The organism is Streptomyces sp. NPDC059917 (genome assembly GCF_042730635.1).
Classification (GTDB): domain Bacteria; phylum Actinomycetota; class Actinomycetes; order Streptomycetales; family Streptomycetaceae; genus Streptomyces.
This window is the reverse complement of sequence record NZ_JBHWLC010000057.1, coordinates 50586-56585: the sequence shown is the minus strand read 5'-3', so window position 1 is coordinate 56585 and position 6000 is coordinate 50586. Positions and strand designations below refer to the sequence as shown.

At 74.8% G+C, this 6000-nt stretch carries 6 protein-coding genes; 2 read left to right on the top strand and 4 right to left on the bottom strand.

What is annotated here, in order from left to right; translation table 11 throughout:
- On the top strand, positions 1 to 2112 hold a 2112-nt coding region (locus tag ACFWAR_RS28260), incomplete at its 5' end, for a helix-hairpin-helix domain-containing protein (RefSeq protein WP_385782814.1).
- Positions 2113 to 2164: 52 nt separating this feature from the next.
- Here the strand turns inward: ACFWAR_RS28260 and ACFWAR_RS28255 are convergent.
- Entirely contained in the window at positions 2165 to 2836 is a 672-nt protein-coding gene (locus tag ACFWAR_RS28255) for a hypothetical protein (protein ID WP_385782813.1), read from the bottom strand.
- A gap of 47 nt (positions 2837 to 2883) precedes the next feature.
- Here ACFWAR_RS28255 and ACFWAR_RS28250 point away from each other — a divergent pair, with 47 nt between their 5' ends.
- On the top strand, positions 2884 to 3072 hold the full coding sequence (locus ACFWAR_RS28250; RefSeq protein WP_283452490.1) for a DUF5703 family protein: 189 nt from the start codon (positions 2884 to 2886) through the stop codon (positions 3070 to 3072).
- Between the two features lie 45 nt (positions 3073 to 3117).
- On the opposite strand, the gene ACFWAR_RS28245 is transcribed toward ACFWAR_RS28250, so the two are convergent.
- The 3 genes from ACFWAR_RS28245 to ACFWAR_RS28235 all read right to left on the bottom strand — a co-directional run bounded on the left by ACFWAR_RS28245 (position 3118) and on the right by ACFWAR_RS28235 (position 5882).
- On the bottom strand, positions 3118 to 3999 hold the full coding sequence (locus ACFWAR_RS28245; protein WP_385782810.1) for a chaplin: 882 nt from the start codon (positions 3997 to 3999) through the stop codon (positions 3118 to 3120).
- Between the two features lie 169 nt (positions 4000 to 4168).
- Complete coding sequence (gene chpH / locus ACFWAR_RS28240; protein WP_354383597.1) at positions 4169 to 4402, bottom strand: chaplin ChpH; 234 nt, start codon at positions 4400 to 4402, stop codon at positions 4169 to 4171.
- 154 nt (positions 4403 to 4556) lie between these two features.
- A complete protein-coding gene (locus ACFWAR_RS28235; RefSeq protein ID WP_385782807.1) occupies positions 4557 to 5882 on the bottom strand; it encodes a M20/M25/M40 family metallo-hydrolase in 1326 nt (441 codons plus the stop codon).
- Positions 5883 to 6000 lie beyond the last annotated feature (118 nt).

The window sequence follows — 6000 nt, the reverse complement described above, 5'->3', positions numbered from 1 at the left end:
GGCCCGCGCCGCTATAGCCCCGCCGGGGGGCCCGCACGGGCCCCACACCCCCCCGCCCCCCCCCCCCACACCGCGCCCATGTGGGGCGGGGGGCCATCGGGGCGGGGCGAGGGGGTCGACGCGGCCGCCGCGCCCGCGGTCAGCGAGGCCGCGGCCGAGCTGGCCGCGCAGAAGGTCGAGCGGGAGCGGATCGCCCGGCGCAGGGCGGAGCGGACCGCGCCGGTCGAGGCCGGGGCCAAGCTCAGCGGCACGGCGGCGGACCTGCTGGCCGCCGTGCGCGCCGTGGAGGGCGGCCAGCAGCCCCCGTCCCGGTACTTCGACGACGCCCCGACCGCACCCCGGCGCGTCCCCGCACCCGCACCGGCCCCCGCGGCCGACCGCCCCCGGACCGCGCCGCGGCCCCCCGCCCCCGCGCAGAGCGTCGACGCCGTGCGCGCGCTGCTCGCCCGTACCGGCGGCCCCGAGGCCGTCGCCGTCAAGGCCGCCGAGACCCTCGGCGAGGACGCCGCCGGGCGGCTCACCGAGGACCCCTGGCAGCTGCTGGCCGTACCCGGTGTGCGCCCGACCCAGGCCGACGGCTTCGCCCGCGCCCTGCTCGGCGCCGACTGCGGCCCCGGGGACGAGCGCCGCACGGCCGCGCTGGTGGCCTGGTTGCTGGCCCAGGCGGCCCTGAAGGGCCACACCGCGCTGGAGGCCGCCGTGCTGACCGGCGCCCTCGGCCAGTACGCGGTGCCCGACCCCGCCGGGGCCCTGGAGCAGGCCATCGGCGAGGGCGCCGTGCTCGTCTTCCAGGAGCCGGTGGGCGAGCCCGTCGCCGACGACGAGGAGCAGCCCGTCAAGGTCCTGATCGGCCTGGAGGGCTGCGCCCTGGCCGAGGAGAGCCTCGCCGACGGCCTGGCCCGCCTGATCAACACCTTCACCGGGGCCGCCGATCCGCAGCAGTGGGCGAAGGCCGCTCCCGGTCCGACCGGCGCCGAGCTGGTCCGCGCCGTCGCGGGCCACGGCCTGGTCACCCACACGGGCGGCGAGGCGGCCCGCGCGGAGCCGCTGGCCCTGCTGGCGACCGCCCGGGCGCTCGGGCTCCGCGCCTGGCTCGCCTGCCACTCCCCGGCCACCCGTGACCGCGCGGGCGAGGGCGCCGCGACCGTCGCGGGGCTGCTGGCCGGGACCGAGGGACCGGGCCGGGACCAGGACGGCCAGCTGGCCCTGGACCTGCTCGTCGTCACCGATGCCCCGCAGCTCGACGTGGAGGGCGCCGCCGCGCTCGTGGAGTCCGTGCCCGACGGGGCCCGGCTGGTGCTGTCCGGGGATCCCGGGGTGCTCGGATCCGCGGGTCCCGGGCGGGTGTTCGCGGACCTGCTGGCCGCCCGCGCCTGCCCGCAGCTCGCCTCCCGCGTCCCGGATCCCGGCCCGCTCGGCGAGCTGGTCTCCGGGATCGGCGCCGGTGAGCTGCTCGCCGTCGGGGCCCCCGGCAAGGAGGTCGTCATCGTCCCGGTGCGCGACGCCGGGGAGGCCGTCCACCGCACGGTCCAGTTGGTGGCCGAGTCCGTCCCGCGGGCCTTCGGGATCCCGGCCGAGGAGGTGCAGGTCATCACGCCCGGCCACGGCGGTTCGGCGGGCACCCGGGCGCTGAACGCCGCGCTCAAGGAGCGGCTGAACCCGGGCCCCGGCCGGTTCGGCGGTTTCGACCCGGGCGACCGGATCGTCCACGTGCCCTCCCCGGGCCGCGCGCTGGCGGGCCGGGTGGTCACGGCCGACGCCGAGGGGCTGCACCTGGACTGCCCCGGCGCGGGCGGGCGGGTCGTCGTACCGAAGGAGGCCGTGGAGTCGGCGGTGCGGCACGGCTGGGCCGTGACGGCGCACCAGGCCGTCGGCGAGCGGTGGGCCGGTGTGGTCGTCGTCCTGCCCGGTGACGCGGCGGACGCGCTGTCGCGGGACTGGGTGTACACGGCCTTCGGGCGGGCCGAGCGGCACCTGTCCGTGGTGCACGGCGTGGACCAGGCGCTGCCGCGCGCGGTGGCGGAGGTCCTGCCGAAGCCCCGTACGACGCGACTGACCGGCCTGCTGCGGGCCCTGACGGCCGCGGCGGCGGCCGGGGAGGCACGGGAGTGAGCGCGGGCCCCGCCGCGCACACGGCGCGGCGGGGCCCGGACCGGCGAACCGGCTAGTGGCCCTTGCCCGCTTCCCGCGCGGCCGCTTCCAGGTCCGGGCGTTCGGCGTCGGCGTCGTCCTCGTCGAATTCGTCGTCGAAGACGGAGCTCACGTCGAACCGGTGCAGGACGTGTTCCGGATCGGCGTGGTCGAAGGGCGAGCCGAGCCACTCCCCCGGTTCCGCGGCCTCCTCGGAGGGCACCAGCCAGAGCGTGGAGTCGCCCTCTTCGAGCCCGAACTCCTTGTAGCGGGAGGCGATCTCGTCCGGCTCGTACTCGCCGAACAGGACGCCGAGCGAGCCGCCGGTCCCGCCGTCGTGGACGCTCTCGGCGTCCCGGTCGTGGGCGGCCACGCGCCCGGCCTGGGCGATCAGCCGCTGCGGTTCGGCGACGACGTAGTCGCGGCGGATCAGCACGCTGAACGCGGTGGGGTCGGCGGGGCCGGTGTACGGGACGCCGTCCTCGGTGGAAGGGATCTCGAAGGGAGTGACCTCGTCGTAGCGGTCGTAGAGGAGCTCGTCGTACTCCTCGGCGGCGGCGGCGAGTTCGTTGAAAGCGGCGAAGACGGCGGGATCGTCGTCCCCGGACCTGCCCTCGACCGCCGCGAGGTGACGGTCCAGCGCGGTCTTGACGGCCTCGGCGGCGGCACGAACCTCGGCAACGGTGGGCAGAGCGGCATCAGACATAGGGCAGACGCTATCCGTAGCGGGGCTCCGTCTGCACAATAGATGCGATGCCGGAATACGAATTTGTCGACGTGTACGTACCGCGCGGGGTGCCACGCAAGGAGGCGACCCGGTTGCTGACCGACCATGCCGAGTACGGGAACTGGGAGCTCGACCGGCTCACGCTGCACCGGGACGGGAGTCGCCGGGTGAGACTGCGGCGCCGGATCATCCGTCAGATACGCGCGACCTGGTGACGTGCGGCGCGGGCCCCGCTGCGGGACCCGCGCCGTGATGTCCCGTCAGGCGGCGTTGCGGGCCCGGCGGTAGAGCAGGGCGCCGGCCAGCAGCAGGCCCCCGGCGAGCGGTACGGCCGCGCCGACGGCGCCGCCGGTCCCGGTGGCGGCGAGCACATCGGTTCCGCTCCCGCTCGGGGTTCCGGGCAGGTTGACCGGCGTCCCGGTCACCGGGCCCGCCCCGTACCCGCTCCCGGTACCGGGGGTTCCCGTACCGGGGGTGCTCGTACCGGGAGTGCTCGTACCCGGGGTGCCGCCCGGGGTGCCCGTGTGGCCGCCCGGGGTACCGGGGTTACCGCCGGGCGTGCCCGGATTGCCGCCGGGGGTACCGGGGTTGCCACCGGGGGTACCCGGATTCCCGCCGGGCGTACCGGGGTTGTCGCCACCGTGCCCGTCGTGACCGCCGTGGCCGCCGTGACCTCCCGGCGTACCCGGGTTGCCGCCGTGGCCCCCGTGGCCTCCCGGCGTACCGGGGTTGCCGCCGTGGCCGCCGTGGCCGCCGGGCGTGCCCGGGTTGCCGCCGTGGCCCCCGTGGCCGCCCGGCCCGTCCGGCTCGCACGGCTCGTCCGGGTGGTCCTGGCCCGGGTGCTCGTGGCCCTGGTGGCCGCTCGGCTTGCCGGAGGTGTTCGCGCAGGCGGCGCCGAAGGCGGGGTTCAGCGCCCCCACCACCGTGACGGTGTTCCCGCAGAGGTTCACCGGTGCGTCGACGGGAGCCTGGAGGGCGTTCCCGGACAGCAGTCCCGGCGAGTTCGCGGCGCGGCCGGAGGCCCCGGCGTCCGCGTGGGCGTATCCGCCGCCCAGGGCGAACAGGCCGCCCGCGGCCGCCATGGTGATCAGCGTCTTGCTGGTGGCGGTCCGCCTGCCTCGGATGTGTCGTGCGTGTCGCATGTGTGACGTGTCCCCAACCCTGGTCTGCTGTGCGCAGCCCTGTACGTTCGTTACGGATCGACGTACTTCGGCCGTACCGGCTCCCCCGCCTCGTACGTCGAGAAAGCGCCCGGAAAGCCCTGCGCCCCGGAGCGCTGGAATGCGCTCCGGGGCTGAGGACTTCAGAGCGTCAGTTGTTGACGCAGGTGGTGCCGAAGGCCGGGTTCAGCAGGCCGATCACGGAGATCGTGTTGCCGCACACGTTCACCGGAACGTGGACGGGGACCTGGATGACGTTGCCCGAGGCAACACCGGGGGAACCGATGGCCGCACCCTGGGCACCGGCGTCGGCGACGGCCAGACCCGCACCAGCGAGTACGAGGCCACCCGTGGCAGCCGCAGCGGCGACAACCTTCTTGATCATTGTTCCTCCTAGTAGGCAATGCGGTACCAGCCGCGGACCGCACCACCTGTAACGAGGAGTTCCCACCGGGGCTACGAGCGTATGAGCGCATTCACTCTTCTCAGTGGAATCCGCACATCCTCCCGATTCCCCCGGCGGGTCCGGGCGTTGTCGCTCAGGCGTTGTCGATGAAGCGGTCCAGGACGCGCACGCCGAACTTGAGGCCGTCGACCGGCACCCGCTCGTCCACCCCGTGGAACATCCCGGCGAAGTCGAGCTCGGGCGGCAGCTGGAGCGGCGCGAAGCCGAAGCAGCGGATGCCCAGGTCGTCGAAGGACTTGGCGTCCGTACCGCCGGAGAGCATGTACGGGACGGCGCGCGCGATCGGGTCCTCGGCCCGCAGGGCGCCCTGCATGGCGTCGACGAGCTTGCCGTCGAAGTCGGTCTCCAGCGCCTTGTCCCCGTGGACGTCCTCCCGCTTGACGCGCGGGCCGAGGATCCGGTCGAGGTCGGCGAAGAACTCGTCCTCGTACCCCGGCAGGAAGCGGCCGTCGACGTGCGCGGTGGCCTGGCCGGGGATGACGTTGACCTTGTAGCCCGCGCCGAGCATGGTCGGGGCCGCGGAGTTGCGCAGGGTGGCGCCGACCATCTTGGCGATGCCGCCGAGCTTGGCGAGCGTCGCGTCCATGTCCTCGGGGTCCAGCGGGGTGCCGAGCGCGTCCGAGAGCTCGTCCAGGAAGGACCGTACGGTCTTGGTCACGCGCACCGGCCACTGGTGGCGGCCGAGGCGGCCCACGGCCTCGCACAGTTCGGTGATGGCGTTGTCGTTGTTCGTCATGGACCCGTGGCCGGCGGTGCCGTCCACCGTCAGGCGCATCCAGTGCATGCCCTTCTGGGCGGTCTCCACCAGGTACAGCCGCAGGTTCTCGTTGACGGTGAAGGAGAAGCCGCCGACCTCGCCGATCGCCTCGGTGACCCCCTCGAAGAGCTCCGGGTGCTTGTCGACGAGGTGCCGGGCCCCGTAGGTGCCGCCCGCCTCCTCGTCGGCGAGGAAGGCCAGGACGATGTCCCGGGGGGGCTTGCGACCGCTGCGCATCCGGTCGCGCACGACCGCGAGGGTCATCGCGTCCATGTCCTTCATGTCGACCGCCCCGCGACCCCACAGGCAACCGTCGGCGATCTCGCCCGCGAAGGGGTCGTACGTCCAGTCCGCGGCGTTGGCCGGGACGACGTCGGTGTGGCCGTGGATCAGCAGCGCGGGCCGTGAGGGGTCCTCGCCCTCGATCCGGGCCACGGTGGAGGCCCGGCCCTTGTGCGACTCGAAGATCTGCGGCTCCAGGCCCACCTCGGCGAGCTGCTCGGCGACCCACTCGGCCGCCTTGCGCTCACCGGGACCCGAGTGGTCGCCGTAGTTGCTGGTGTCGATCCGGATGAGGTCCCGGCAGAGGTCGACGACCTCGTCCTCGCCGGATACGGTCCTGCCCGCGCTCGACTGGCTCACGCTGCTTCCTCCCAATGATCGGTACCGCACTGCCCCCATCCTCGCGCCCCGGACGGCTCCGCCCAAGGGCGCTCTCCGGTCACCGGGGGGTGTGATCGGGGCCGCGGAATGTTTGGTA

Coding starts and splice junctions, on each gene's coding strand:
- ACFWAR_RS28245 (WP_385782810.1), bottom strand. CDS start 3,999: ATGCGACACGCACGACACATCCGAGGCAGGCGGACCGCCACCAGCAAG.
- chpH (WP_354383597.1), bottom strand. CDS start 4,402: ATGATCAAGAAGGTTGTCGCCGCTGCGGCTGCCACGGGTGGCCTCGTA.
- ACFWAR_RS28250 (WP_283452490.1), top strand. CDS start 2,884: ATGCCGGAATACGAATTTGTCGACGTGTACGTACCGCGCGGGGTGCCA.
- ACFWAR_RS28255 (WP_385782813.1), bottom strand. CDS start 2,836: ATGTCTGATGCCGCTCTGCCCACCGTTGCCGAGGTTCGTGCCGCCGCC.